The sequence below is a fragment of the Streptomyces sp. NBC_01268 genome (genome assembly GCF_036240795.1).
Lineage (GTDB): Bacteria > Actinomycetota > Actinomycetes > Streptomycetales > Streptomycetaceae > Streptomyces.
Window position 1 is genome coordinate 3,638,099 of record NZ_CP108454.1, and the last position, 26,258, is coordinate 3,664,356.

The following is a 26,258-nucleotide window of genomic DNA, read 5'->3' on the forward strand; positions in this document are numbered from 1 at the left end:
CCCCCGCACCCCCCACTACCCGAGACCACCTCACAGTCGGTGACCCATCGATGACGCACTGGTCCGATCATCCTTCGCGCGTAACCCAAGTGCCGCGCCGCTCGTTGTGCGAAATGCAGGCTCCCTGTGGTCACACCAGGTCCACATCCACTCACTCTTTCGTGTGGATGCGCTCAAGGTGTGCAACCCTCCGAACCCCCCGGGGAGTCGACCGTCATGACGAGAGGAGGTGCCGCCAGTGATCGCGAACGTATCGGCGCACCGGCGGGCGAACGCCTTCGCCCAGGCCCTGGAGGACCGGACGTCCGAGGGCGCGACGGCCGAGCAGTCCGAAGCGACGGCCGAACCGGCCGAGCAGGGACGGCTTTTGGCCCTGGCGAACGGCCTCGGCGAGCTGCCGAAGCCGCAGATGGACCCCGAGGTCAAGGTGGTGCAACGAGCCCAGCTCGTCGCCGCCATGGAGGCGATGTTCGCAGAGGGGACCGCGGCAGCGGTCCCTACCGTGCCCGAGCAGCGGACGGTCGGCGGCAAGGGGGCCCACCGGGCCTCCCCGCTCCGGAAGCTGCGCCCACGTTCCCGCTGGACCAAGGGCCTCGCCGCGGGCGGGCTCACCGTCGGCGTGGCCGCGGGAGCCTTCAGCGGCGTGGCCGCCGCCAGCTCCGACGCCCTCCCAGGTGACTCCCTGTACGGGCTGAAGCGCGGCATGGAGGATCTCAAGCTGGGCATGGCCGACGACGACGCCGACCGCGGCGGGATCTACCTCGACCAGGCCTCCACCCGGCTGAGCGAGGCCCGCAGACTCATGGAACGGGGCCGCGCGGGCGACCTCGACCACGAGTCGCTCGGCGAGATCCGCCGGGTGCTGAGCGGCATGGAGCACGACGCGTCCGAAGGACACCGACTGCTCCGCCAGGCCTACGAACGGGACGGCGAGATCGGCCCCATGGCCCGGCTGAACTCCTTCGCCCAGTCCCACCGCGCCACCTGGGACGGCCTGCGCGACCGGCTCCCGGTCCAGCTCGCCGACGTGGGCAACCAGGTCAACGACGTCTTCGACGCCATAGACGAAGAGGTCGAGCCACTCCAGTCCGTACTCCCGCGCACCCCCGAGCGCGGCACGATCGGTTCCGGCGGCCCGAGCACGCCGCGACACACCCAGCCGGCCGACCCCCAGCACCCGCGCACCCAGCCGGCCACCCCCTCCACCACGGGCGACGCCACCCAGCCCCACCCCTCGGGCTCCAGCACCGGCAGCGGTGCGCCCAAGGACGAGGGCCTCCTGGGCGGCAACACGGGCGGTCTGCTCAACCCGCCCCAGGGCGGCCAGAGCACCACCCCGTCCGGCGACCCCACGCCCACCCCACCGGACGTCACGATCCCGCCGATCCTCCCGGGCCTGCTGCCCGGACTCGGCATCAACAGCGAGGACGTGAAGTAGCCCCGGCGTTACGGGGAAGGGGGCGCCGCCCGGCCCGGGCGGCGCCCCCTTCCGCGTACCCGCGGCCCGGAGGTGCAGCGGCCCGTCAGAAGAACACCGACCGCCGCTGCACCAGCAGCTTGTACAGCGTGTGCTGGATCTGCTCGCGGACCTGGTCGGTCAGGTTGAACATCAGCATCGGATCCTCCGCCGCCTCCAGCGGATAGCCGTCCGTCGGGATCGGCTCGCCGAACTGGATGGTCCACTTCGTCGGCAGCGGCAGCGCGCCCATCGGCCCCAACCACGGGAAGGTCGGGGTCAGTGGGAAGTACGGCAGGCCCAGCACCCGCGCCAGGGTCTTGGCGTTGCCGAGCATCGGATAGATCTCCTCCGCGCCCACGATCGAGCACGGCACGATCGGCACGCCCGCGCGCAGCGCCGTCGACACGAAGCCGCCCCGCCCGAAGCGCTGCAGCTTGTACCGCTCGGCGAACGGCTTCCCTATCCCCTTGAAGCCCTCCGGCATCACACCGACGATCTCCCCGGCCCGCAGCAGCCGCTCCGCGTCCTCCGAGCAGGCCAGCGTGTGCCCGGCCTTGCGGGCCAGCTCGTTCACCACCGGCAGCATGAAGACCAGGTCCGCCGCGAGGAGCCGCAGATGCCGGCCGGCCGGGTGGTGGTCGTGGACGGCCACCTGCATCATCAGGCCGTCCAGCGGCAGCGTCCCCGAGTGGTTGGACACCACCAGGGCCCCGCCGTCCTTCGGGATGTTCTCGACGCCCTTCACCTCCACCCGGAAGTACTTCTCGTACACCGGGCGCAGCAGCGACATCAGGACCTGGTCGGTGAGCTCCTCGTCGTAGCCGAACTCGTCCACCTCGTAGTCACCGGTCACCCGACGCCGCAGGAACGCCAGCCCGCCCGCCAGCCGCCGCTCCCAGCCGCCGGGCGCGGCGGCGGGGTCCTCCGGGGCCTCGGCCGGGGTCTGCTGCGCCGGCAGGGCCCGCACGGCCGCGTCCCCGCCACCGGGGGCGGGGGGCCTGCGGCGGGCCCGCGACCGGTCGTCGTCGAACGGAATGACCTTGGCGTCCGCCATCGGGATCTGGGCTCCTATTCCGCGGGCTGGGAGGTCGGGGTGGGGGCGGTGCCGATCCGCCCGGCGAGCCGGTCCACGGCCCCCGCGAGCAGTTCCGGCGGCAGCAGGCCGGGCCCCCGGCTCGCGGCGAAGTCGGCGAAGGCCTCCGCCGTCGAGTACTGCGGGGTGAAGCCGAGCGTCTCGCGCATCTGGACGGTGGAGACCACCCGGCCGTGGGTGAGCAGCCGGATCTGCTCCGGCGAGAAGTCGGTGACCCCGACCGTGCGCAGCGCCTGCCCCACCCAGGTGACCGCCGGCAGCAGCACCGGCACCGTCGGCCGGCCGAGCCGCCGCGCGCACTGGGAGAGCAGCAGCACCCCGTCGCCCGCCACGTTGAACGTGCCGCTGTTGAGGGTGGCCCGGCGCGGCTCCCGCGCGGCGAGCTCCAGGACGTCCATGACGTCGTCCTCGTGGACGAACTGCAGCCGCGGGTCGTAGCCGAAGACGGTCGGCAGGACCGGCAGGTCCAGGTACTCGGCCAGCGGGGAGTCCACCCGCGGCCCGAGGATGTTCGCGAACCGCAGCACGCAGACCGCCACGTCCGGGCGGCGCCGGGCGAAGCCCCGTACGTACCCCTCGACCTCGACCGCGTCCTTGGCGAAGCCCCCGCTCGGCAGCGACTTCGCCGGCGTCGTCTCGGTGAACACCGCCGGGTCGCGGGGCGCGGCGCCGTACACGCTGGTGCTGGACTTGACCACGAGCCGCTTGACCCGCGGCGACTTCTGGCAGGCACCGAGCAGCTGCATGGTGCCGATGACGTTGGTCTCCTTGACCGACGTACGGCCGCCGGAGCCGAGCGCCGTCCCGGTGACGTCCATGTGCACGACCGTGTCCACGTCGTGCTGGGCCAGGATCTTGGCGATCGCGGGCTGTCTGATGTCCGCCCGGACGAACTCGGCACCGCCGAGCGGGTGCGGGGATTCGACCGCGTCGACGGCGATCACCCGGCCGACCTCGGGGTCCCGCTGGACGCGCCGCACGAAACGGGCGCCGAGGTGCCGGGCCGCACCGGTGACGAGCACGACCTTGCCCAAGACGCGCGCCTTCCGTCGGTCTTCCATCGGTGTTCCGCTGACCGACACCGTAGCGCCTCCGCATTTCGGCGCAATAAAAGCGTGGCCCTCCACCGGAAAACCGGTGAAGGGCCACGCCGAGGCGAAACGCCGTCGTTACAGCGGTCGCTTACTTCTTGTTGCGACGCTGAACACGCGTGCGCTTCAGCAGCTTGCGGTGCTTCTTCTTCGCCATCCGCTTACGCCGCTTCTTGATAACAGAGCCCACGACTACCCTCGCTCACTACTCGGAACATCCCCGCGCCAGCGGGGATCGGTGCGGGGCGTCTGGGCCCACACGACCTACGAGGGGCTAGCCTACCGCCCCGAGCGACCCGCTCGTAATCCGAGGGCGGAAGCGGGTTGAGGCCGCGCGCTCGCTACGCGGTCGCCACCCCCACGAAGGACTCCCTGAGGTACTCGTGAACCGCCTGTTCCGGCACCCGGAAGGACCTGCCCACCCGGATCGCCGGCAGATGCCCGCTGTGCACCAAGCGGTACACGGTCATCTTCGAGACGCGCATCACCGAGGCGACTTCCGCCACGGTCAGAAACTTCACCTCGTTGAGAGGCCTGTCGCCAGCAGCCATGACCCACCTGTACCTTCCGCACACGACGCCCACCGGCTTCCCCTCCGGTGACTCTTCGTCGCTGAGCGCTCACGCCCAGACTAGGGGCGGGTGGTACGAGTGGGGAAGAGGAGCTGCCATCGACCGTTTACCGTGACAGACAGGCTCGATTGAGTACATAGCGAGTGAGTGGACGGTAGTAGTCCGAGCGCACCGCGTCATCAAGCGGAACGGCCACGGACACCTGCCCCTCGGCCTCCCCGACGAACAGCGCCGGATCATCCGTATCGGCGAGCCCGATGGCCTCGATACCCAGCTGACCAGCCCCGCAGACCCAGCCGTGATCCCCCACCACCAGCTCCGGCAGCGGCCAGCCGGCCTCTGCCGCACCTTCCAGCACGGCCCTAACCGGCAGCGGGGAGTGCGTGTGCGCCCCGGTCTCACGCCCTGCGGCGGACAGGTCCGCTTCGCGCACCAGCGCGACCCCCCGTACGTAGTCCACAAGGTACGTACGTACGCCGAACCGGGTCGTTATGTCGACACATCTCCCCTGCGCCGGGGTGAGAACAAGACATCCCGCCGCCGACAAAGCGTCTGCGAGCGTGGCGTAGAAACCGAGCAACCGGTGCGGATGGCCCGTTCCGAACAGCACCGGAGCCCGCCGCCCCGCCGCCTCCCCCAGCCGCTCCGCGAACGCCGCCAGGCCCCCCAGCGTCCGCTCCGGATCGATCGCGTCCGGCCCCGAACGGTGCGCCGGGTCCCCCGACACCCCGCACCGGTCCGCCATCAGCCGCAGCAGCTCGGCCTCGTCCCAGCGCCACAGCGGCTCGATCCCCAAGGTCACCCGCGGGTCGCGCGCCGCGAAGAGCCGGTAACTGCGCAGACTCGTCTCCCGGGGGGTCGCCACCGTCCCCGCCAACCCCGCCGCCAACAGATGCGCCCGCAGCGCCCCGGTACTCAACACCCTCCGATGCTGCCGGAACGCCCCCTCGGCCGAGCCGAAACCCCCCGCACACCGCACAGTTGGCGTAACAGCCACGCACCTGTCCGCAGCGGGTTCAGGCCAGGCTCAGACCAGCAGCCCGCGCAGCGGGAAGACGGCTCTGCGCGTCGCCAGGATCGCCTGGTCGAGCCGGTCCGCCGGGTCGTAACCCGCCGCCCAGTCCCGCCACTCCACCGGCCACCGCCCGTCCGTCATCCGCCCGGGACCCAGCTGCCGCGTCCGCGCGTACACCTCGTCCCGCCACGAGGACGGGATCACCGACTCCGGCTCCACCGGGGCGTGCGCCGCGATCCCCACCAGATGCGTCCACGACCGCGGTACGACGTCCACGACCGCGTAACCGCCGCCGCCGAGCGCCACCCACCTGCCGCCGTCGACATGCGCGTGGGCCAGCTCGTGGCAAGCCTCCTGCACCGCCCGCTGCGCGTCCAGCGACACCGCCAGATGCGCCAGCGGGTCCTCGAAGTGCGTGTCCGCGCCGTGCTGCGTCACCAGTACCTGCGGCCGGAAATCGGCGATCAGCTCCGGCACCACCGCGTGGAAGGCGCGCAGCCAGCCCGCGTCCCCGGTCCCCGCCGGCAGCGCCAGGTTCACCGCCCCGCCCTCGCCGGCGCCGGACGCGCCCGTCTCCTCCGGCCAGCCCGTCTGCGGGAACAGCGTCCGCGGATGCTCGTGCAGGGAGACGGTCAGGACCCGCGGATCGTCCCAGAACGCCGCCTGCACGCCGTCCCCGTGGTGCACGTCCACGTCCACGTAGGCCACCCGCTCCGCGCCCAGCTCCAGGAGCCGGGCGATGGCCAGCGAGGCGTCGTTGTAGATGCAGAACCCCGAGGCGGCCCCCGGCATCGCGTGATGCAGGCCGCCCGCGAAGTTGACGGCGTGCGCCGCGTCCCCGCGCCACACCGCCTCCGCCGCGGCCACCGACTGCCCGGCGATCAGCGCCGACACCTCGTGCATCCCCGCGAACGCCGGGTCGTCCACCGTCCCGAGCCCGTACGCCTGGTCGGCCGCCCGCGGGTCCGCCGACGCCGCCCGCACCGCCGCCACGTAGTCCTCGCGGTGCACGAGCCGCAGCGTCGACTCCCCGGCCGGCTTCGCCGCCACCACGTCCACGGCCCGGTCGAGCCCGTAGGCCCGCACCAACCCCATGGTCAGCGCCAGCCGCACCGGGTCCATCGGGTGCTCGGACCCGAAGTCGTACCCCGTGACAGCTTCATCCCACATCAACAGTGCGCGGCCGCTCATGCGAGCCACCGTATCGGGCCCTCTCCGAGCCGAACGACGTGGCGTACACCACCGTCACCAGGACCAGCACCATCGGCACCGCCATCGCCCCGCGATAGCTCCACGCGTCGCCCAGCGCACCCACCAGCGGCGAGCCGACCAGGAAGCCCACGTAGTTGAAGACGTTCAGCCGCGCCACGGCCGCGTCGCTCGCCGCCGGGAACATGCGGCCCGCGGCGGCGAAGGTCTGCGGCACGATCACGCTCAGCCCGAGACCCAGCACGGTGAACCCGGCCATCCCCGCCCACGGCCCCGGCGCCAACGCCACCACGGCGAAGCCCAGCGCCGCCAGCACGGCCCCGCATCGCACGACGAGCACGGCACCGAACCGCCGCACCCCGAAGTCGCCCACGGTCCGCCCGAGCAGCGTGGTCACCATGTACGCGTTGTAGGGGACGGTCGCCAGCTCCTCCGAGGAGCCGAGGACGTCCTGGAGGTACTTCGCCGACCAGTTGGAGACCGTCGAGTCGCCGATGTAGGCGAAGGTCATCACCAGGCACAGCGGCAGCAGCATCCGGAGCACCACACCACCGCCGCCCGCCGGGGCCTGAGCGTCCTGCGCGCCGGACCCCTCGGCCGGCTCCCCGGCCACGTACCAGCGGCTCCCGACCAGGACGACGGGCAGCAGCAGCGCCACCACCGGCAGGTAGGACACGAACAGCGACAGGTGCCAGTGCGCCCCGACCCAGGCGAGCGAGGCGCCCGCGATGCCGCCGAGGCTGTACGCGGCGTGGAAGCCGAGCATGATGCTCCGCCCGTACGCCCGCTGGAGGCTCACCCCCAGCATGTTCATGGAGGCGTCGAGCGCGCCGACCGCGAGGCCGAACACCCCGAGGGCGACGGCCGCCTGCCACAGCTCGGACCCGGCGCCCACGCCGAGCAGCGCGAGCAGCACCACCGGCTGGGCCCAGCGCAGCACCCGCGCCGGCCCGATCCGGGCCACCAGCTTCTCGGTGAGCACACTGGCCACCCCGGCGAGCACCGGCACGGCCGCCAGGAACAGGGGCAGCAGCCCGTCGGAGATCCCGTACCGGTCCTGGATCGCCGGGATTCGGGTCACGAGCAGGGCGAAGGTGACCCCCTGCACGAAGAAACCGACCGCCAGAGAGCCCCGCCCACGCCGCAAACGCGCATCCTTCATGGCGGCACAGCGTAGGGCCGGGACCTACTCAGCGGTAGATGGATCACATGCCCAATGTGGCCGGCAGCTCGTCCATCGCCCCGAAGTACCCCGTGGCCCCCACCAGGCGCTCGCGCGGCGTCATCGCGGTGTACCCGTAGACGTCCATCCCGGCCGCCACCGCGGCCTGGACCCCGAGCCCGCTGTCCTCGACCACCGCGCACCGTTCGGGAGCCACTCCCATGCGCTCGGCGGCGTGCAGGAAGAGGTCCGGCGAGGGCTTGCCCCGGCCGACGTCCTCGGCGCTGAAGACGACGCCGTCCCGGAACCACGCGTCGAGCCCGGTCTTCCGGTGCCCTACCCGGATCCGCTCGTGGCTCCCGGACGAGGCCACGCAGTACGGCACTCCCGCGTCCGCGAACCGCCGGAGGACCTCGCCGGCCCCGGCGACGGGTTCCAACTCGCGCCGGAAGCCGTCGAACACGCGCTGGTGGAAGACCTCGTCGAACTCCTCGGGCAGGCGCTTCCCGGACCGCTCCTCGACGAGTTCGTGGATGCGGTGCATCGCCGACCCCATGTAGTCGCGGATCGACTCCTCGTACGAGGTGGGGTGCCCGAGCTCGGTGAGGTAGCCGGCCAGGATGGTGTTGGAGATCGGCTCGCTGTCCACGAGCACACCGTCGTTGTCGAAGATGATCAGGTCATAGCGCATGGAGATGACCCTAAACGCAGAAAAGCCCCGCACCATGAATGGTGCGGGGCTTTCCCACAATGATTGTTCGGCGGCGTCCTACTCTCCCACAGGGTCCCCCCTGCAGTACCATCGGCGCTGAAAGGCTTAGCTTCCGGGTTCGGAATGTAACCGGGCGTTTCCCTAACGCTATGACCACCGAAACACTATGAAGTTGAACTCAAGCCGCACCCCTCAGGGGGCGAGTTCGTTACTTCAGAACTAACACAGTGGACGCGAGCAACTGAGGACAAGCCCTCGGCCTATTAGTACCGGTCAGCTCCACCCATTACTGGGCTTCCACATCCGGCCTATCAACCCAGTCGTCTACTGGGAGCCTTACCCTCTCAAGGAGGTGGGAATACTCATCTCGAAGCAGGCTTCCCGCTTAGATGCTTTCAGCGGTTATCCCTCCCGAACGTAGCCAACCAGCCATGCCCTTGGCAGGACAACTGGCACACCAGAGGTTCGTCCGTCCCGGTCCTCTCGTACTAGGGACAGCCCTTCTCAATATTCCTACGCGCACAGCGGATAGGGACCGAACTGTCTCACGACGTTCTAAACCCAGCTCGCGTACCGCTTTAATGGGCGAACAGCCCAACCCTTGGGACCGACTCCAGCCCCAGGATGCGACGAGCCGACATCGAGGTGCCAAACCATCCCGTCGATATGGACTCTTGGGGAAGATCAGCCTGTTATCCCCGGGGTACCTTTTATCCGTTGAGCGACGGCGCTTCCACAAGCCACCGCCGGATCACTAGTCCCGACTTTCGTCCCTGCTCGACCCGTCGGTCTCACAGTCAAGCTCCCTTGTGCACTTACACTCAACACCTGATTGCCAACCAGGCTGAGGGAACCTTTGGGCGCCTCCGTTACCCTTTGGGAGGCAACCGCCCCAGTTAAACTACCCATCAGACACTGTCCCTGATCCGGATCACGGACCGAGGTTAGACATCCAGCACGACCAGAGTGGTATTTCAACGGCGACTCCACCATGACTGGCGTCACGGCTTCAAAGTCTCCCACCTATCCTACACAAGCCGAACCGAACACCAATATCAAACTGTAGTAAAGGTCCCGGGGTCTTTCCGTCCTGCTGCGCGAAACGAGCATCTTTACTCGTAGTGCAATTTCACCGGGCCTATGGTTGAGACAGTCGAGAAGTCGTTACGCCATTCGTGCAGGTCGGAACTTACCCGACAAGGAATTTCGCTACCTTAGGATGGTTATAGTTACCACCGCCGTTTACTGGCGCTTAAGTTCTCAGCTTCGCCCTGTCGAAACAGAGCTAACCGGTCCCCTTAACGTTCCAGCACCGGGCAGGCGTCAGTCCGTATACATCGCCTTACGGCTTCGCACGGACCTGTGTTTTTAGTAAACAGTCGCTTCTCGCTGGTCTCTGCGGCCACCCCCAGCTCACGGAGTAAATCCGATCACCAGACGTGGCCCCCCTTCTCCCGAAGTTACGGGGGCATTTTGCCGAGTTCCTTAACCATAGTTCACCCGAACGCCTCGGTATTCTCTACCTGACCACCTGAGTCGGTTTAGGGTACGGGCCGCCATGAAACTCGCTAGAGGCTTTTCTCGACAGCATAGGATCATCCACTTCACCACAATCGGCTCGGCATCAGGTCTCAGCCTTAATGTGTGACGGATTTGCCTACCACACGGCCTACACCCTTACCCCGGGACTACCACCGCCCGGGCTGGACTACCTTCCTGCGTCACCCCATCGCTTACCTACTACCACCTTGGGTCAGCGGCTCCACCACTCCCCTTTGCCCGAAGGCTCCAGGGCGGCTTCACGGCCTTAGCATTAATGGGCTCGATATTGGGCGTTTCAAAGCGGGTACCGGAATATCAACCGGTTGTCCATCGACTACGCCTGTCGGCCTCGCCTTAGGTCCCGACTTACCCTGGGCAGATCAGCTTGACCCAGGAACCCTTAGTCAATCGGCGCACACGTTTCTCACGTGTGTATCGCTACTCATGCCTGCATTCTCACTCGTGAACCGTCCACAACTCGCTTCCGCGGCTGCTTCACCCGGCACACGACGCTCCCCTACCCATCACAGCACCCGTTGGGGCTTATTGCTGCAATGACACGACTTCGGCGGTACGCTTGAGCCCCGCTACATTGTCGGCGCGGAATCACTTGACCAGTGAGCTATTACGCACTCTTTCAAGGGTGGCTGCTTCTAAGCCAACCTCCTGGTTGTCTCTGCGACTCCACATCCTTTCCCACTTAGCGTACGCTTAGGGGCCTTAGTCGATGCTCTGGGCTGTTTCCCTCTCGACCATGGAGCTTATCCCCCACAGTCTCACTGCCGTGCTCTCACTTACCGGCATTCGGAGTTTGGCTAAGGTCAGTAACCCGGTAGGGCCCATCGCCTATCCAGTGCTCTACCTCCGGCAAGAAACACACGACGCTGCACCTAAATGCATTTCGGGGAGAACCAGCTATCACGGAGTTTGATTGGCCTTTCACCCCTAACCACAGGTCATCCCCCAGGTTTTCAACCCTGGTGGGTTCGGTCCTCCACGAAGTCTTACCTCCGCTTCAACCTGCCCATGGCTAGATCACTCCGCTTCGGGTCTTGAGCGTGCTACTGAATCGCCCTATTCGGACTCGCTTTCGCTACGGCTTCCCCACACGGGTTAACCTCGCAACACACCGCAAACTCGCAGGCTCATTCTTCAAAAGGCACGCAGTCACGAGACATAGCAAGCTATGTCCGACGCTCCCACGGCTTGTAGGCACACGGTTTCAGGTACTATTTCACTCCGCTCCCGCGGTACTTTTCACCATTCCCTCACGGTACTATCCGCTATCGGTCACCAGGGAATATTTAGGCTTAGCGGGTGGTCCCGCCAGATTCACACGGGATTTCTCGGGCCCCGTGCTACTTGGGTGTCTCTTAAACGAGCCGCATGAATTTCAGCTACGGGGGTCTTACCCTCTACGCCGGACCTTTCGCATGTCCTTCGCCTATCCATACGGTTTCTGACTCGTCTCACAGCCGGCAGACTGTGAAAAAGAGATCCCACAACCCCGCATGCGCAACCCCTGCCGGGTCTCACACGCATACGGTTTGGCCTCATCCGGTTTCGCTCGCCACTACTCCCGGAATCACGGTTGTTTTCTCTTCCTGAGGGTACTGAGATGTTTCACTTCCCCTCGTTCCCTCCACATGCCCTATGTGTTCAGGCATGGGTGACAGCCCATGACGACTGCCGGGTTTCCCCATTCGGAAACCCCCGGATCAAAGCCTGGTTGACGGCTCCCCGGGGACTATCGTGGCCTCCCACGTCCTTCATCGGTTCCTGGTGCCAAGGCATCCACCGTGCGCCCTTAAAAACTTGGCCACAGATGCTCGCGTCCACTGTGTAGTTCTCAAGCAACGACCAGTCACCCATCACCCTGATCCAAAGAATCAAGTTCACTGGGGCCGGCATCGCGAAGGTTCGACCAACCGGCCGTACCCTCAGATACCCAACAACGTGCCAAGCGCGACCCTCTCGGTCCTTCCCGTGTTCCACGCCGAAGCAGTACTAACAGGAGACTCTGAAGAATCGCGCCAACTAATCAACGTTCCACCCATGAGCTGACCGTGCAGAACGTTTGCCTGCAATCGGTACTGTGCTCCTTAGAAAGGAGGTGATCCAGCCGCACCTTCCGGTACGGCTACCTTGTTACGACTTCGTCCCAATCGCCAGTCCCACCTTCGACAGCTCCCTCCCACAAGGGGTTGGGCCACCGGCTTCGGGTGTTACCGACTTTCGTGACGTGACGGGCGGTGTGTACAAGGCCCGGGAACGTATTCACCGCAGCAATGCTGATCTGCGATTACTAGCAACTCCGACTTCATGGGGTCGAGTTGCAGACCCCAATCCGAACTGAGACCGGCTTTTTGAGATTCGCTCCGCCTCGCGGCATCGCAGCTCTTTGTACCGGCCATTGTAGCACGTGTGCAGCCCAAGACATAAGGGGCATGATGACTTGACGTCGTCCCCACCTTCCTCCGAGTTGACCCCGGCGGTCTCCTGTGAGTCCCCATCACCCCGAAGGGCATGCTGGCAACACAGGACAAGGGTTGCGCTCGTTGCGGGACTTAACCCAACATCTCACGACACGAGCTGACGACAGCCATGCACCACCTGTATACCGACCACAAGGGGGGCACTATCTCTAATGCTTTCCGGTATATGTCAAGCCTTGGTAAGGTTCTTCGCGTTGCGTCGAATTAAGCCACATGCTCCGCTGCTTGTGCGGGCCCCCGTCAATTCCTTTGAGTTTTAGCCTTGCGGCCGTACTCCCCAGGCGGGGAACTTAATGCGTTAGCTGCGGCACCGACGACGTGGAATGTCGCCAACACCTAGTTCCCAACGTTTACGGCGTGGACTACCAGGGTATCTAATCCTGTTCGCTCCCCACGCTTTCGCTCCTCAGCGTCAGTAATGGCCCAGAGATCCGCCTTCGCCACCGGTGTTCCTCCTGATATCTGCGCATTTCACCGCTACACCAGGAATTCCGATCTCCCCTACCACACTCTAGCCTGCCCGTATCGGATGCAGACCCGGGGTTAAGCCCCGGGCTTTCACACCCGACGTGACAAGCCGCCTACGAGCTCTTTACGCCCAATAATTCCGGACAACGCTTGCGCCCTACGTATTACCGCGGCTGCTGGCACGTAGTTAGCCGGCGCTTCTTCTGCAGGTACCGTCACTTTCGCTTCTTCCCTGCTGAAAGAGGTTTACAACCCGAAGGCCGTCATCCCTCACGCGGCGTCGCTGCATCAGGCTTTCGCCCATTGTGCAATATTCCCCACTGCTGCCTCCCGTAGGAGTCTGGGCCGTGTCTCAGTCCCAGTGTGGCCGGTCGCCCTCTCAGGCCGGCTACCCGTCGTCGCCTTGGTGAGCCGTTACCTCACCAACAAGCTGATAGGCCGCGGGCTCATCCTTCACCGCCGGAGCTTTTAACCAGCCTCCATGCAGAGGCCGGTGTTATCCGGTATTAGACCCCGTTTCCAGGGCTTGTCCCAGAGTGAAGGGCAGATTGCCCACGTGTTACTCACCCGTTCGCCACTAATCCACCCCGAAGGGCTTCATCGTTCGACTTGCATGTGTTAAGCACGCCGCCAGCGTTCGTCCTGAGCCAGGATCAAACTCTCCGTGAATGTTTGCTCGGCCAGTAAATTAATACAGCCGGCGTTACACTCGCGTTGAGCGGAACAGTCATGCCGGAATGTGGCCGACTGTTCACAGCGTCCTCGCTGTGTGCCACCCCGTGGGGTGGACTTTTTCAAAGGAACCTCGACCATCCGAAGATGGACGGGGTATCAACTAATCTGGCGTTGATTTTTGGCACGCTGTTGAGTTCTCAAGGTGCGGACGCTTCCTTTGTACTGACCCTCTCGGGCTTTCCTCCGGGCGCTTCCTTCGTTCTTGCGTTTCCGACTCTATCAGATCTTTCCGATCCGATTTCCTCGGTGCTTTCCGGTCCCTTTCGCTTTCGCTCCGGGCCCTTCCGGCGGTTCCGACTCTATCAGATCCTTTCGGGCCTGACTCCCAGTCAGCGGGTTTTGTCTTCGCGGCTGTTGGGCCGTTCCGACGAGTGAGACTTTAGCGGATTCCTTGCCCCCGAAGCCAATCGGGGGGCTCGCGCTCAATCTTTCGAACGCGGATTCCTCATTTCGCAAAAACGCACGGAAAACAATGACGGCGTCGACGAATCGACACCGTCTGGTGCTCATGTGGTTCTTGCGGAATGGCTGTCCGGGGCCGACCGGGGCCGGTGCTCACGTCGGACAACTCGGAGAACACTACGGATCGGGTAATCCCGTGTCAACCCCGGTCCTCGGGCGTACCCTCTCCGTATGACGACGCATGCGCACACCACCCAGTGGTGGGCCGCCTGACCCGGCGGCCCTGACTGACGCATGCAGACAAACGGCCGCCGCCTCGGCGGCCGTTCGCGTTTCCCCCTCCGGGAGCCCGGCCGACGGGCCGGCGGCGCTCCGGAGAGAGGACGGACGCGATGACGCGGATCTTCAGTGGGATCAAGCCGACCGGGCACCTGACGCTGGGCAACTACCTCGGGGCCGTGCGGCGGTGGGTCGAGGTCGACCAGCACCGGGCCGACGCGCTGTTCAGCGTGGTGGACCTGCACGCGCTGACCGTGGAGCACGATCCGGCGCGGGTGCGGCGGCTCAGCAGGCAGGCGGCGACCCTGCTGCTCGCCTCGGGGCTCGATCCCGAGCGGTGCACCCTCTTCGTACAGAGTCATGTGGACGAGCACGCGCGGCTCTCCTATCTGATGGAGTGCACGGCCACCGACGGCGAGCTGCGGCGGATGATCCAGTACAAGGAGAAGAGCGTCCGGGCGCGGGCCGCCGGACAGAGCGTGCGGCTGTCGCTGCTGACCTATCCGGCGCTGATGGCGGCGGACATCCTGGCGTACGGGACGGACGAGGTGCCGGTCGGTGAGGACCAGACGCAGCACGTGGAGCTGACCCGGGATCTCGCGGTGCGGTTCAACCAGCGGTACGGGCACGTGTTCACCGTGCCGAAGGCGACGCACCCGGAGGTGGCCGCGCGGGTCATGGACCTGCAGGACCCCACGTCGAAGATGGGGAAGTCGCACGAGAACGGCGCAGGCATCGTCTATCTGCTCGACGAGGCGGAGGCGGTGCGGCGGAAGGTCATGCGGGCCGTGACGGACAGCGGGCGTGAGGTCGTGTACGACCGGGAGGCGAGTCCCGGGGTGGCGAACCTGCTCGATCTGCTGGCCGCGGCGACGGGTGCGGGTCCGGTCGCGCTGGCCGGCGCGTACGACTCGTACGGCGCCCTGAAGAAGGACACGGCGGAGGCGGTCGTCGAGCTGCTGCGGCCGGTACGCGAGCGGCACGCCGAGCTCGCGGCCGATCCCGGGTACGTCGACGGGGTGCTGCGCGCGGGCGCGGAGCGGGCGCGCGGGATGGCGCGGCCGCTGGTCGACGCGGCCTATCGGGCGGTCGGGCTGCTGCCGGCCGTGTGACGGAAGGCGGTGCGGTAGTCGCGCGGGCTGGTGCCGAGGTGCGAGGCGAAGTGCTGGCGCATCGTGACCTCGCTGCCGAAGCCCGCGCGGCGGGCCACCTCGGGGAGGGGGTGGTCGGTGCGTTCGAGCAGCTTCTGCGCGGCGGCCACCCGGCGGCCGATGAGCCAGTGGAGCGGGGTGGTGCCGGTGGTGGCCTGGAAGTGGCGGGCGAAGGAGCGCGGGGACATGCCGGCGCGGGCGGCGAGTCCGGCGACGGTGTGCGGCTGGTCGAGGTGGGCGAGCACGTGGGCGCGGACGGCGGCGAGGGCGTCGGCGTCGCGGTCGGCGCGCGGGGTGGGGTGCTCGATGAACTGGGCCTGGGTGCCGGTGCGGAAGGGGGCGGTGACCATGGAGCGGGCGATGGTGGCGGCGGTCTCGGCGCCGTGGGCGGTGCGGACCAGGTGGAGGCAGAGGTCGATGCCTGCGGCGGTGCCGGCGGAGGTCCAGATGCCGGTGTCCTCTACGTAGAGGGCCTCGGGTTCGACCCGGACCCGGGGGTGGCGGGCGGCCAGCTCCGGGGCGAGCTGCCAGTGGGTGACGGCCCGGCGGCCGTCGAGGAGGCCGGCGCGGGCGAGGACGAAGGCGCCGGCGCAGAGGGCGGCGACGGGGGTGCCGGCGGCGTGGGCGTGGCGCAGGGCGTCGAGGACGGGGGCCGGGAGGTCGGCCTGCGGGTCCTCGATGCCGGGGACGACGACGAGGTCCGTGGGGGTGAGCCCGGTCAGCCAGCCGAGCGGGCGGTCGGGGGTGAGGGTGAGGCCGCCGCGCAGCGGGACGGGGGCGGCGGGGTCGGCGGCGGCGCGGTGGAGGGCGAAGGGCGGGACGCCGCGGCTGGTGCGGTCGGTGCCCCAGACCTCGGTGATGACGGAGACGTCGAAGGCGCGGATGCCGGGGAAGGCGAGGAGGGCGATGCGCTGGGGGACCATGCTTGGCAGTTAACCATCGATCGCTGGCTTTTCTCCCTCTGGGGCGGCGGGCGGGGGCGCGCGAGGATCGTCGGCATGGAGATCGAGGAGAACGCGGCGCTGGTGGTCATCGACGTACAGAAGGGGTTCGAGGACGAGGGGTTCTGGGGGCGGCGGGACAACCCGGACGCGGAGGGGAACATCGCGGCCCTGATCGACCGGTGGCAGGAGACGGGGCGGCCGGTGGTGTTCGTGCGGCACGACTCGGCGCGGGAGGGTTCGCCGCTGGCGGCGGGGTCCGCGGGCAACGCCTTCAAGGACTTCGTGGAGGAGCGGCGGGGGAAGGGGGCGGGGGCCGAGCTGCTGGTGACGAAGAGCGTGAACTCGGCGTTCTACGGAGAGCCCTCGCTCGACGTGTGGCTGACCGGCGAGGACGTCGCGCAGATCGTGATCGTCGGGATCCAGACGAACATGTGCAACGAGACGACCGCGCGGATGGGCGGCAACCTGGGCTACGACGTGGTGTTCGCGCTGGACGCGATGCACACCTTCGACCTGGCCGGGCCGTTCGGGTGGACGGCGACGGCGGAGGAGCTGACCCGGGCGACGGCGGTGTCGCTGCACGGCGGGCAGTTCGCCCGGGTCGTGACCACGGAGGACGTGCTGAAGGGCGCGGCGCGCGGGGGCCGGGCCTAGGGCCTGTCAGCCGTTGCCGGAGGCGAGCTCGCGGCTGCGGTCGCGGGCGGCTTCCAGGGCGGCGATGAGGGCGGCGCGTACGCCGTGGTTCTCCAGTTCGCGGATGGCGCTGATGGTGGTGCCGGCCGGGGAGGTGACGGCCTCGCGGAGCTTGACCGGGTGCTCGCCGCTGTCGCGGAGCATCACGGCGGCGCCGATGGCGGCCTGGACGATGAGGTCGTGGGCCTGGGCGCGGGGCAGGCCGAGGAGGATGCCGGCGTCGGTCATGGCCTCGACGAGGTAGTAGAAGTACGCCGGGCCGGAGCCGGAGAGCGCGGTGGCGGCGTCCTGCTGGGACTCCGGGACGCGCAGGGTCTTGCCGACGCCGCCGAAGATCTCCTCGGTGTGGACGAGGTGGGCGTGGGTGGCGTGGCTGCCGGCGGAGATCACGGACATGCCCTCGTCGACGAGGACGGGCGTGTTGGGCATGACCCGGACGACCGGGGTGCCCGTGGCGAGGCGCTCCTCGATGAAGGCGGTGGGGATGCCGGCCGCGGCGCTGATGACCAGGCGGTCGGCGGCGACGTGGGGGGCGAGCTCGTCGAGGAGGCGGCCCATGTCCTGGGGCTTCACGGCGAGGATGAGGATGTCGGCGCGCTTGGCGGCGTCCGCGTTGCTGACGGCCTCGACGCCGTAGCGGGCGTGGAGCTCCTCGGCGCGTTCGGTGCGGCGGGCGGTGACGAGGAGGTTGGCGGGGCGCCAGCCGGCGCGGATCATCCCGCTGAGGAGTGCCTCGCCGATCTTGCCGGTGCCGAGGACTGCGACGGTCTGGGTCATGGGTCTTTCACCTCGCCGGAGGGGCCTGTGCGTGCGTCTGCGGGACATCCTCGCACCGGGGCCGGGGGTGGTGCGGCGGCTGTCCGAGGGGCGGGCAGGCGGGAGCGGTCACGCGGTGCGGCGGCGGAGGGTGGCGGCGCCCAGTCCGAGGACGAGGACGGCGCAGCCCGCGACGACCAGGGCGTCGCGGACGAAGGTGCCGGTGACGTCGGTGTGGCGCAGGACCTGGTCCATGCCGTCGACGGCGTACGACATGGGCAGGACGTCGGAGACGGCTTCGAGCGCGGGGGCCATGCGGTCGCGCGGGGTGAACAGGCCGCAGAGCAGCAGCTGGGGGAAGATCACGGCCGGCATGAACTGGACGGCCTGGAACTCGGAGGCGGCGAAGGCCGAGACGAAGAGGCCGAGGGCGGTGCCGAGGAGGGCGTCGAGGAGGGCGACCAGGAGCAGCAGCCAGGGGGAGCCGACGACGTCGAGGCCGAGGAACCAGACGGCGAGGCCGGTGGCGAGGACGGACTGGGCGACGGCGACGAGGCCGAAGGCGAGTGCGTAGCCGGCGATGAGGTCGCCCTTGCCGAGGGGCATGGCGAGGAGGCGTTCGAGGGTGCCGGAGGTGCGTTCGCGCAGGGTGGCGATGGAGGTCACCAGGAACATGGTGATGAGCGGGAAGATGCCGAGCAGCGAGGCGCCGATGCCGTCGAAGGTCTCGGGGCTGCCGTCGAAGACGTAGCGCAGCAGGAAGAGCATCACGCACGGCACGAGGAGCATCAGGGCGATCGAGCGCGGGTCGTGGCGCAGCTGGCGCAGGACGCGGGCGGCGGTGGCGAGGGTGCGGGCGCTGCTCATGGGCGGGGCTCCTCGGCGGTGGCGGAGGCGGTGGCGGCGGGGGTTCCCGCGGCTGCGGGGGCGGGGGAGGCGGGCGCCGCGGCGCGGGCGGCGGCGGCGTCGACGAGGTGGAGGAAGGCCTCCTCGACGGTCGCGGTGTCGTTGCGGTGGCGCAGGGCCTCGGGGGTGTCCTCGGCGAGCAGTTCGCCCTCGCGGAGGAGGAGCAGCCGGTGGCAGCGCTCGGCCTCGTCCATGACGTGGGAGGAGACGAGGATCGTGGTGCCCCGGTCGGCGGCGATGTGGTGGAAGAGCTCCCACAGGTCGCGGCGGAGGACGGGGTCGAGGCCGACGGTGGGTTCGTCGAGGACGAGCAGGTCGGGCGTGCCGAGGAGGGCGACGGCGAGGGAGACGCGGCTGCGCTGGCCGCCGGAGAGGCGTCCGGCGAGGGCGTCGGCGTGGCCGGTGAGGGCGACGTCGGCGAGGGCCCGGTCGACGGCGGTGCGGCGGTCGGCGCGGTGGGCGCGGCCGGGTGTCAGGACGGCGGCGAAGTAGTCGAGGTTCTGCCGGACGGTGAGGTCGTCGTAGACCGAGGGGGCCTGGGTGACGTAGCCGATGCGGGGGCGCAGGGCGGGGTCTCCGGCGGGGTGGCCGAGGACGTCGAGGGTGCCGGTGACCTTGGCCTGGGTGCCGACGATCGCGCGCATCAGGGTGGTCTTGCCGCAGCCGGAGGGGCCGAGGAGGCCGGTGATGCGGCCGGGCGGGACGGTGAAGTCGAGTCCGCGCAGGACGGTGCGGTCGCCGCGTACGACGGTGAGGCCGGAGGCGACGACGGCACCGGTGCCGGTGGGGTCGTCGGCACCACCCGTCTTATTCATCATGTGATGAATAATGCGCCGGGTCGGCCCCCTTGGCTAGTCCCGGGGTGGCTAGCCCTTCTTCTTCTTCTTGCGCGCGGACGGGTTGCCCGTGCTCCGCGAGCGGCGCTTCTCGAACCGGGCGAGGGCCGTCTCGTACTCCGTGCGGCGCAGCTTCTCGCCGGGGGCCTCCGTGAAGGAGCGGACGAAGTAGGCGAGGAGGGAGCCGATGAAGCCGATGGCCTTCAGGCTGCGCAGCGACTGCTCGCGGGCCGGGTCGGCGGGGCGGCCGCCGAAGCCCTCCCAGGTCTTGCGGAAGGCGATGGCGCTGCAGACCGCGAACATCACGACGACCAGCGTGTTGACGAAGCCGCCGACCTGCGCGACCTCCAGGCCCTGGTACGCGAAGCGCAGCACGAAGCAGCCCGCGGCGGCGGCCAGCAGCGAGCCGACGGCCACGCCGACGCGGCGCAGCGCGTACTGGTCGGTGTGGTCGACCCAGCTCGTACCGAAGAAACGGATCTCCTCGGGCTGCGGTCCTGCGGGGGTGCGGTTCTCGTCGCTCACGGGATCGATTATCCCCGGTGGGCGACGAGAACCGGTGAGGCCTTACGCCCCTGACGGCCCCGGGAAAGCCCCGAGCCCGGCCCCGAAAGAGCGGGACTAGCCGCAGCGGCGGGCCACGTAGCCGTCGCTGCCGGTGTGGACGTACGCGTCGGACGCGTACTCGCCCGGCGCGATGTTGTCCCAGATGTTGGTGGTGCCGTACGGGCCGCTGACCCAGGTGCCCGGCATCTGGCAGTAGATCGCCACCGTGCTGCCCACCGCGAGCGAGCGGACGATCGGATACTGGGTGCCCGGGCCCGAACGGACGTTGAGCCGGGTGCCCGGGGCGACCGAGTAGCGGGTGGTGGCCGTCGTGGCCGATTCGGTGCTCATCGCAAACTCCCCGTTGACGCGAAAGCGCTCCGCCGAGATTCACTCTCCGCGACGCGCAGGCTAGCAAGCCCCACCGACTTCGGCCCCACCATCGACTAGGCTCCGTGCGTCGCGCACGCGCGCGATTCGGACGGGCAACCCACGGGGGTCGGCGATGCCGCCGTTGCGCAGTACCGGTGCGGACCGGGAAGCGGAAGGTCCCGAGTACGCGGGCGAGTACCGGCTCCAGGCCTGTCTCGGCGCCGGTGGCATGGGCGTGGTCCATCTCGCCACCTCCGCCTCCGGGCTGCGGCTCGCGGTCAAGGTGGTGCACGCACAGTACGCGGAGGACCCCGAGTTCAGGGCGCGTTTCCGCCAGGAGGTCGCCGCCGCGCGGCGGGTCAGCGGCGCGTTCACCGCGCCCGTCGTGGACGCCGACCCCGACGCCGTGCGCCCCTGGATGGCGACCCTCTACGTGCCCGGGCCCACGCTCGCCGACCAGGTGAAGCGGAGCGGCCCGCTGTCCCCCGCCGAGCTGCGGCGCCTGACGGCCGGGCTCGCCGAGGCGCTGCGCGACATCCACCGGGCCGGGGTGGTGCACCGGGACCTGAAGCCGAGCAACGTCCTGCTCACCGACACCGGGCCCAAGGTCATCGACTTCGGGATCTCGCGGCCGGTCGACAGCGATCTGCACACCGAGACCGGGAAGCTGATCGGCTCGCCGCCGTTCATGGCGCCCGAGCAGTTCCAGCGTCCCCGGGAGGTCGGACCCGCCGCGGACGTCTTCGCCCTCGGCTCGGTGCTCGTGCACGCGGCGACCGGACACGGGCCGTTCGACTCGGACAGCCCGTACATCGTGGCGTACCAGGTCGTCCACGACGAGCCCGACCTGACCGGCGTCCCCGAGGAGCTCGCGCCGCTGGTGGCCCGCTGCCTCGCCAAGGACCCGGCCGAGCGGCCCAGCCCCGCCGAGGTCATGACGGCGCTCAAGCCCCCCTCGTACGACGCCACCGCCTTCATACCGGCCCAGCGCCGCGCCGTCGCCGCACCACCCCTGCCGTCCGGCCCGGCCCCCTCCTGGGACGCCGCGACACCCGTACGGGTCCCCGCTCCCCCGCGCCGCCGGCGCAGGCGACTGCCGGTCGCCCTCGGGGCCGCCCTGCTGCTCGCCGCGGGCGGCACCGTCGCCGCGCTGTCGCAGGGCGAACCGGCCGCGCCCCGGCACCCGGCCGAGGCCGCCCAGGCCTTCGACGGCTGGCAGACCGTCCTGTGGAAGGGCGCCGACCCCTCCGCGCCGTCCTGCACCCACAGCGCCGGCGCCCTGTACTGCGCGGGCCGCGGGGTCGCCGCCGCCCGGCTCGACCCCGCCACCGGCAAGGTCGCCTGGTCGCGGCCCGGCCCGGCCGACATGATCGGCCCGCGGGCCCCGGCACCGCTCGTCGGCGGCCCGCTCGCCGCCGCCACCGCCACCGGCGAACTGCGCACCTACGCGCCCGGCGACGGCACCCCGGGCTGGCACCGCAAGGCCGCCGCCCGCCCCGAACGGTTCACCGCGGCCGGCGACGCCCTGGTGCTCTCCGACGGCAGCCCCACCCTGCGCGGCCTCGACGGCGCCTCCGGACGGGAGCTGTGGCACCGCACCCTGCCCGGCCACAGCTTCCCCGTACCGGGTCCGTACGACGCCGCCACCGGTCTGCTCACCGTCTCCGAGACGCTCACCGACGGCGGCCACACCCGCGTCAGCGTCGTCCGGCCGCGCACCGGCGAGGTCGTCTGGCAGAAGCGGCTGACCGGCGTGCTCACCCCGGTCGGCACCGCCCCCGGCGGCACCGTCGTCCTGCTCTCCACCGACCGGGCCGGGCGCACCGACGCCCTGGTCCGCTACGAACCCGCCCACCAGGCCGTACGGCGGGTGCCCCTGGAGTACGTCTTCAACGAGCCGTTCCTCGTCCTGCACGGCGACGTCGCCTACCTGCTGACCCCCGCCGGGCGGCTCACCGCCGTCGACACCTCCGCCGCGCGCGGGCGGGTGCTGTGGGAGCTGGAGACGGGCACCTCCAACGTCTCCCCGCCCGTCGTCGACGCCGACGGACGCCGGCTGTACCTGTCCTCGTCCGACGGGCGGCTGCTCGCCGTCGACACCGTGCGCGGCGCGCTGCTCGGCACGACCGGGCCCCGGCTGCGGAACGGGCGGCTCACCTACGCGCCGTCCGTCCCGGCGCCGGTCCCCGTCGGCGGCCGGGTCTTCGGGACGGCGCCCGACGGGTCGGTCTTCGCGGTCGACGCGAAGGACCCGGGCGCGTGGTGACGCGCGCCCACGGGGCGTACGGCCTCACATGACGGAAGGGCGGGACCCCTCGGGTCCCGCCCTTCCTCACGTGGTCGTTCAGCCCAGCTTCGACACGTCCCGGACCGCGCCCTTGTCCGCGCTCGTCGCCATCGCCGCGTACGCCCGCAGCGCCGCCGTGACCTTGCGCTCGCGGTTCTTCGGCGCGTACACGCCGTTCATCGCCTCGCGGCGGGCGGCCAGCGTGGCCTCGTCGACGAGCAGGTCGATCGAGCGGCCCGGGATGTCGATGCGGATCCGGTCGCCGTCCTCGACGAGGGCGATCGTGCCGCCCGAGGCCGCCTCCGGGGAGGCGTGGCCGATGGACAGGCCCGAGGTGCCGCCGGAGAAGCGCCCGTCCGTCACCAGGGCGCAGGTCTTGCCCAGGCCGCGGCCCTTGAGGAAGGAGGTCGGGTAGAGCATCTCCTGCATGCCGGGGCCGCCCTTGGGGCCCTCGTAGCGGATGACGACGACGTCGCCGTCCTTGACCTGCTTGTTGAGGATCTTCTCGACGGCCTCCTCCTGCGACTCGCAGACGACCGCCGGGCCCTCGAAGGTCCAGATCGACTCGTCGACGCCGGCCGTCTTCACGACGCAGCCGTCGACGGCGATGTTGCCGCGCAGCACGGCCAGGCCGCCGTCCTTCGAGTACGCGTGGGCCGCGTCGCGGATGCAGCCGGCGGCCGCGTCCAGGTCGAGGGTGTCCCAGCGCTCGGACTGCGAGAAGGCCTCGGCGGAGCGCACGCAGCCGGGGGCCGCGTGGAACAGCTCGACGGCCTCCTCGGAGGCGGAGCCGCCGCGGACGTCCCAGGTGTCCAGCCACTCCTTGATGGAGCGGGAGTGGACCGAGTGGACGTCCTCGTCGAGCAGCCCGGCGCGGTACAGCTCGCCCAGGATCGCGGGGATGCCGCCGGCGCGGTGCACGTCCTCCATGTAGTACGTGCCGCCCGGGGCGACGTTCGGGGCGACCTTGGCCAGGCAGGGCACCCGGCGCGAGACCTCGTTCATGTCGCTCAGGCCGTACTCCAGCTCGGCCTCCTGGGCGGCGGCGAGCAGGTGCAGGATCGTGTTGGTGGAGCCGCCCATGGCGATGTCGAGGGCCATGGCGTTCCCGAAGGCCGCGCGGGTGGCGATGTTGCGCGGAAGGACCGACGCGTCGTCCTCGTCGTAGTAGCGACGGGTGATGTCGACGACCGTGCGGGCCGCGTTCTCGTAGAGGGCGCGGCGGGCGGTGTGGGTGGCGAGGACGGAGCCGTTGCCGGGGAGGGAGAGGCCGATGGCCTCGGTCAGGCAGTTCATCGAGTTGGCGGTGAACATGCCGGAACAGGACCCGCAGGTCGGGCAGGCGTTCTCCTCGATGCGGAGGATGTCCTCGTCGGAGACCTTGTCGTTGACGGCCTCGGAGATCGCGTCGACCAGGTCGAGGGTGCGGACCGTGCCGTCCACGAGGGTGGCCCGGCCGGACTCCATGGGGCCGCCGGAGACGAAGACCGTCGGGATGTTGAGGCGCAGGGCGGCCATCAGCATGCCCGGGGTGATCTTGTCGCAGTTGGAGATGCAGATCAGGGCGTCGGCGCAGTGCGCCTCGACCATGTACTCCACGCTGTCGGCGATCAGGTCGCGGGAGGGCAGGCTGTAGAGCATGCCGCCGTGGCCCATGGCGATGCCGTCGTCGACGGCGATCGTGTTGAACTCGCGGGCGATGCCACCGGCGGCGGTGATGGCTTCGGAGACGATCCGGCCGACCGGCTGGAGGTGGGTGTGGCCGGGGACGAACTCGGTGAACGAGTTGGCCACGGCGATGATCGGCTTCCGGCCGATGTCGGCGCCCGGTACACCGGAGGCGCGCATAAGGGCGCGGGCGCCCGCCATGTTGCGTCCGTGGGTGACTGTGCGGGACCTCAGCTCGGGCATCGTCGCTCGCTCCTCCGGTGACGGGTGTGCTTGCAGTCGAGCGTACGCTTCGACTCCAGGATCTGGACACGGGGTCCGCTATCCGAGACAGGTGTTCAGTCCTCGAACCAGGTGGGGCCGGGACCGGGCCGGACCGTGGGGGCCTCGCGGGGCACCCGGGTCACGCCTGCGTCAGATAGCGCTGGAGCGTCGGGGCCACCTGGGCCACGATCTCCTCCGGGTCCGCCGAGGCCAGCGGCTCGACCTGGATCACGTACCGCAGGATCGCGATCCCGATCATGTGCGAGGCCGCCAGCTCCGCCCGCAGCTTCGGGTCCGGCACGTCCAGGTCGGCGGCGATCCGCTCCAGGAGCCGCCGCAGCACGAAGCCGCGCAGCACCTTCGCCGCGGCCTCGTGGGTCAGCGCGGAGCGCACTACGGCGAGCAGCGGGGCGCGGGTCGCCGGGTTCTCCCACACCGAGAGGAAGAAGCGGGCGAGCCGCTCGCCGATCGCCTCGCGCGGGCCGCCGACGATCAGCGGGATCGCCGTCGCCGGCTCGAAGGAGACCTCGATCGCCGCCGCGAAGACCTCGTCCTTCGTACCGAAGTAGTGGTGCACGAGCGCCGGATCGACCCCCGCCTCCTTGGCGATCCCGCGCACCGAGGTCTTGTCGTAGCCGCGCTCGGCGAACTGGGTCCGTGCCGCTTCCAGGATCCGCTCGCGCGCGCCCGGCGCGGAGTCGGCGGAGGTACGGGACGGGCGGCCGCGCCGCCGGGGCGACGGCTCGGTCACGGGCCGGGGGCCTTGCCGCTCCGGGCGGCGGCCAGGTGGAGCCGGGTGAAGGCCAGGGCCTCGGCGAGGTCGGCCTCCCGTTCGGCGGAGGACATCGCGCGGCGGGTGTTGACCTCGATGACGACGTGCCCGTCGTAGCCGCCGCGCGCCAGGCCCTCCAGGAGCTCCGCGCACGGCTGGGTGCCGCGGCCCGGCACCAGGTGCTCGTCCTTGGCGGACCCGCGCCCGTCGGCGAGGTGGACGTGGCCCAGCCGGTCGCCCATGCGGTCGACCATGGCGAGGGCGTCGGTGCGGGCGGTCGCCGTGTGCGAGAGGTCGACGGTGAAGTGCCGGTAGTCGTCCTTGGTGACGTCCCACTCGGGGGCGTACGCGAGCATCTCGCGGTCCTTGTACCGCCACGGGTACATGTTCTCGACGGCGAAGCGGACGTCCGTCTCGTCGGCCATGCGCCAGATGCCGGTCACGAAGTCGCGCGCGTACTGGCGCTGCCAGCGGAACGGAGGGTGGACGACGACCGTCGAGGCGCCCAGCTTCTCCGCGGCGGCGCGGGCGCGCTGCAGCTTGACCCACGGGTCGGTGGACCAGACCCGCTGGGTGATCAGCAGACACGGCGCGTGGACGGCGAGGATCGGGACCTGGTGATAGTCCGACAGACGGCGCAGCGCCTCGATGTCCTGGCTGACCGGATCGGTCCACACCATGACCTCGACCCCGTCGTAACCGAGGCGCGCGGCGACCTCGAAGGCCGTCGCCGTCGACTCCGGATACACCGAGGCCGTCGACAGGGCGACCTTCGCATCCGGGATGCGCACCGCTGGTTCTGCCACGGAGACAGGGTACGGGGCAGGCC

The 26,258-nt window shown here is 69.5% G+C and carries 21 protein-coding genes and 3 rRNA genes; 4 read left to right on the forward strand and 20 right to left on the reverse strand.

Features of this window, described 5'->3' with window-relative positions; genetic code table 11:
• Positions 1–238 precede the first annotated feature (238 nt).
• Entirely contained in the window at positions 239–1,438 is a 1,200-nt protein-coding gene (locus OG309_RS16030) for a DUF5667 domain-containing protein (protein ID WP_329421538.1), read from the forward strand.
• Between the two features lie 85 nt (positions 1,439–1,523).
• Here the strand turns inward: OG309_RS16030 and OG309_RS16035 are convergent, their stop codons facing one another.
• From OG309_RS16035 to OG309_RS16085, 11 genes are all read right to left on the reverse strand, one after another.
• Positions 1,524–2,513 carry a lysophospholipid acyltransferase family protein gene (locus OG309_RS16035; protein ID WP_329421539.1) on the reverse strand — a complete coding sequence of 330 codons (990 nt, stop codon included), beginning with the start codon at positions 2,511–2,513 and terminating at the stop codon, positions 1,524–1,526.
• A gap of 14 nt (positions 2,514–2,527) precedes the next feature.
• Complete coding sequence (locus OG309_RS16040) at positions 2,528–3,586, reverse strand: NAD-dependent epimerase/dehydratase family protein (RefSeq protein ID WP_329428352.1); 1,059 nt, start codon at positions 3,584–3,586, stop codon at positions 2,528–2,530.
• Positions 3,587–3,734: 148 nt separating this feature from the next.
• Positions 3,735–3,833, reverse strand: coding sequence for a 30S ribosomal protein bS22 (locus tag OG309_RS16045; protein WP_003948845.1), 99 nt, complete (start codon positions 3,831–3,833; stop codon positions 3,735–3,737).
• A 151-nt stretch (positions 3,834–3,984) separates the two neighbouring features.
• On the reverse strand, positions 3,985–4,194 hold the full coding sequence (locus OG309_RS16050; protein WP_046910004.1) for a helix-turn-helix domain-containing protein: 210 nt from the start codon (positions 4,192–4,194) through the stop codon (positions 3,985–3,987).
• A 127-nt stretch (positions 4,195–4,321) separates the two neighbouring features.
• Positions 4,322–5,137 (reverse strand): phosphatase, encoded by an 816-nt coding sequence (locus OG309_RS16055; protein WP_329421543.1) that lies wholly within the window; start codon positions 5,135–5,137, stop codon positions 4,322–4,324.
• Positions 5,138–5,242: 105 nt separating this feature from the next.
• Positions 5,243–6,421, reverse strand: coding sequence for an acetoin utilization protein AcuC (locus OG309_RS16060; protein ID WP_329421544.1), 1,179 nt, complete (start codon positions 6,419–6,421; stop codon positions 5,243–5,245).
• The gene (locus OG309_RS16065; protein ID WP_329421547.1) at positions 6,390–7,601 is read right to left on the reverse strand and encodes an MFS transporter; all 1,212 of its coding nucleotides are present in this window, start codon (positions 7,599–7,601) and stop codon (positions 6,390–6,392) included. The genes OG309_RS16060 and OG309_RS16065 overlap by 32 nt, the downstream gene beginning before the upstream one ends.
• A 43-nt stretch (positions 7,602–7,644) precedes the next feature.
• Entirely contained in the window at positions 7,645–8,292 is a 648-nt protein-coding gene (locus OG309_RS16070) for an HAD family hydrolase (protein ID WP_329421549.1), read from the reverse strand.
• A gap of 65 nt (positions 8,293–8,357) precedes the next feature.
• Positions 8,358–8,474 (reverse strand): 5S ribosomal RNA (gene rrf / locus OG309_RS16075).
• 82 nt (positions 8,475–8,556) lie between these two features.
• A 23S ribosomal RNA gene (locus OG309_RS16080) occupies positions 8,557–11,676 on the reverse strand.
• Between the two features lie 285 nt (positions 11,677–11,961).
• Positions 11,962–13,487: ribosomal RNA gene (locus OG309_RS16085) — 16S ribosomal RNA — on the reverse strand.
• Together the 16S, 23S and 5S rRNA genes form the textbook arrangement of a ribosomal RNA operon.
• A gap of 860 nt (positions 13,488–14,347) precedes the next feature.
• Between OG309_RS16085 and trpS the strand changes: the two genes are divergently transcribed.
• Positions 14,348–15,346: a tryptophan--tRNA ligase gene (gene trpS, locus OG309_RS16090; protein WP_329421551.1), complete on the forward strand. Its 999-nt coding sequence runs from the start codon at positions 14,348–14,350 to the stop codon at positions 15,344–15,346.
• Here the strand turns inward: trpS and OG309_RS16095 are convergent.
• Positions 15,313–16,308: a GlxA family transcriptional regulator gene (locus tag OG309_RS16095; protein WP_329421552.1), complete on the reverse strand. Its 996-nt coding sequence runs from the start codon at positions 16,306–16,308 to the stop codon at positions 15,313–15,315. The genes trpS and OG309_RS16095 overlap by 34 nt on opposite strands.
• Positions 16,309–16,383: 75 nt before the next feature.
• Between OG309_RS16095 and OG309_RS16100 the strand changes: the two genes are divergently transcribed.
• Positions 16,384–16,983, forward strand: coding sequence for a cysteine hydrolase family protein (locus tag OG309_RS16100; RefSeq protein WP_329421554.1), 600 nt, complete (start codon positions 16,384–16,386; stop codon positions 16,981–16,983).
• A gap of 6 nt (positions 16,984–16,989) precedes the next feature.
• Here OG309_RS16100 and proC read toward each other — a convergent pair whose 3' ends face one another.
• The 5 genes from proC to OG309_RS16125 form a co-directional block, all read right to left on the reverse strand.
• Entirely contained in the window at positions 16,990–17,799 is an 810-nt protein-coding gene (gene proC / locus OG309_RS16105) for a pyrroline-5-carboxylate reductase (protein WP_329421555.1), read from the reverse strand.
• 108 nt (positions 17,800–17,907) lie between these two features.
• Entirely contained in the window at positions 17,908–18,645 is a 738-nt protein-coding gene (locus tag OG309_RS16110) for an ABC transporter permease (protein WP_329421557.1), read from the reverse strand.
• A complete protein-coding gene (locus tag OG309_RS16115; protein WP_443067572.1) occupies positions 18,642–19,502 on the reverse strand; it encodes an ABC transporter ATP-binding protein in 861 nt (286 codons plus the stop codon). Before OG309_RS16115 ends, OG309_RS16110 begins: the two co-directional genes overlap by 4 nt.
• A 48-nt stretch (positions 19,503–19,550) precedes the next feature.
• Positions 19,551–20,054 carry a hypothetical protein gene (locus OG309_RS16120; RefSeq protein WP_443067635.1) on the reverse strand — a complete coding sequence of 168 codons (504 nt, stop codon included), beginning with the start codon at positions 20,052–20,054 and terminating at the stop codon, positions 19,551–19,553.
• Between the two features lie 87 nt (positions 20,055–20,141).
• Positions 20,142–20,417 carry an SH3 domain-containing protein gene (locus OG309_RS16125; RefSeq protein WP_329421560.1) on the reverse strand — a complete coding sequence of 92 codons (276 nt, stop codon included), beginning with the start codon at positions 20,415–20,417 and terminating at the stop codon, positions 20,142–20,144.
• Positions 20,418–20,571: 154 nt separating this feature from the next.
• On the opposite strand from OG309_RS16125, the gene OG309_RS16130 reads away from it, so the two are divergent.
• On the forward strand, positions 20,572–22,704 hold the full coding sequence (locus OG309_RS16130; RefSeq protein WP_329421561.1) for a serine/threonine-protein kinase: 2,133 nt from the start codon (positions 20,572–20,574) through the stop codon (positions 22,702–22,704).
• 78 nt (positions 22,705–22,782) lie between these two features.
• On the opposite strand, the gene ilvD is transcribed toward OG309_RS16130, so the two are convergent.
• From ilvD to OG309_RS16145, 3 genes are all read right to left on the reverse strand, one after another.
• Positions 22,783–24,636, reverse strand: coding sequence for a dihydroxy-acid dehydratase (ilvD, locus tag OG309_RS16135; protein ID WP_329421562.1), 1,854 nt, complete (start codon positions 24,634–24,636; stop codon positions 22,783–22,785).
• Positions 24,637–24,796: 160 nt separating this feature from the next.
• A complete protein-coding gene (locus OG309_RS16140) occupies positions 24,797–25,408 on the reverse strand; it encodes a TetR/AcrR family transcriptional regulator (protein ID WP_329421563.1) in 612 nt (203 codons plus the stop codon).
• The gene (locus OG309_RS16145; RefSeq protein WP_329421565.1) at positions 25,405–26,235 is read right to left on the reverse strand and encodes a sugar phosphate isomerase/epimerase family protein; all 831 of its coding nucleotides are present in this window, start codon (positions 26,233–26,235) and stop codon (positions 25,405–25,407) included. The genes OG309_RS16140 and OG309_RS16145 overlap by 4 nt, the downstream gene beginning before the upstream one ends.
• Positions 26,236–26,258: the final 23 nt, after the last annotated feature.

Bases quoted from the DNA above. Each gene is read 5' to 3' on its own strand.
- OG309_RS16035 (WP_329421539.1), bottom strand. From the start codon at position 2,513: ATGGCGGACGCCAAGGTCATTCCGTTCGACGACGACCGGTCGCGGGCC.
- OG309_RS16050 (WP_046910004.1), bottom strand. From the start codon at position 4,194: ATGGCTGCTGGCGACAGGCCTCTCAACGAGGTGAAGTTTCTGACCGTG.
- OG309_RS16060 (WP_329421544.1), bottom strand. From the start codon at position 6,421: ATGAGCGGCCGCGCACTGTTGATGTGGGATGAAGCTGTCACGGGGTAC.
- OG309_RS16065 (WP_329421547.1), bottom strand. From the start codon at position 7,601: ATGAAGGATGCGCGTTTGCGGCGTGGGCGGGGCTCTCTGGCGGTCGGT.
- OG309_RS16070 (WP_329421549.1), bottom strand. From the start codon at position 8,292: ATGCGCTATGACCTGATCATCTTCGACAACGACGGTGTGCTCGTGGAC.
- trpS (WP_329421551.1), top strand. From the start codon at position 14,348: ATGACGCGGATCTTCAGTGGGATCAAGCCGACCGGGCACCTGACGCTG.
- OG309_RS16095 (WP_329421552.1), bottom strand. From the start codon at position 16,308: ATGGTCCCCCAGCGCATCGCCCTCCTCGCCTTCCCCGGCATCCGCGCC.
- OG309_RS16100 (WP_329421554.1), top strand. From the start codon at position 16,384: ATGGAGATCGAGGAGAACGCGGCGCTGGTGGTCATCGACGTACAGAAG.
- proC (WP_329421555.1), bottom strand. From the start codon at position 17,799: ATGACCCAGACCGTCGCAGTCCTCGGCACCGGCAAGATCGGCGAGGCA.
- OG309_RS16110 (WP_329421557.1), bottom strand. From the start codon at position 18,645: ATGAGCAGCGCCCGCACCCTCGCCACCGCCGCCCGCGTCCTGCGCCAG.
- OG309_RS16115 (WP_443067572.1), bottom strand. From the start codon at position 19,502: ATGATGAATAAGACGGGTGGTGCCGACGACCCCACCGGCACCGGTGCC.
- OG309_RS16125 (WP_329421560.1), bottom strand. From the start codon at position 20,417: ATGAGCACCGAATCGGCCACGACGGCCACCACCCGCTACTCGGTCGCC.
- OG309_RS16130 (WP_329421561.1), top strand. From the start codon at position 20,572: ATGCCGCCGTTGCGCAGTACCGGTGCGGACCGGGAAGCGGAAGGTCCC.
- ilvD (WP_329421562.1), bottom strand. From the start codon at position 24,636: ATGCCCGAGCTGAGGTCCCGCACAGTCACCCACGGACGCAACATGGCG.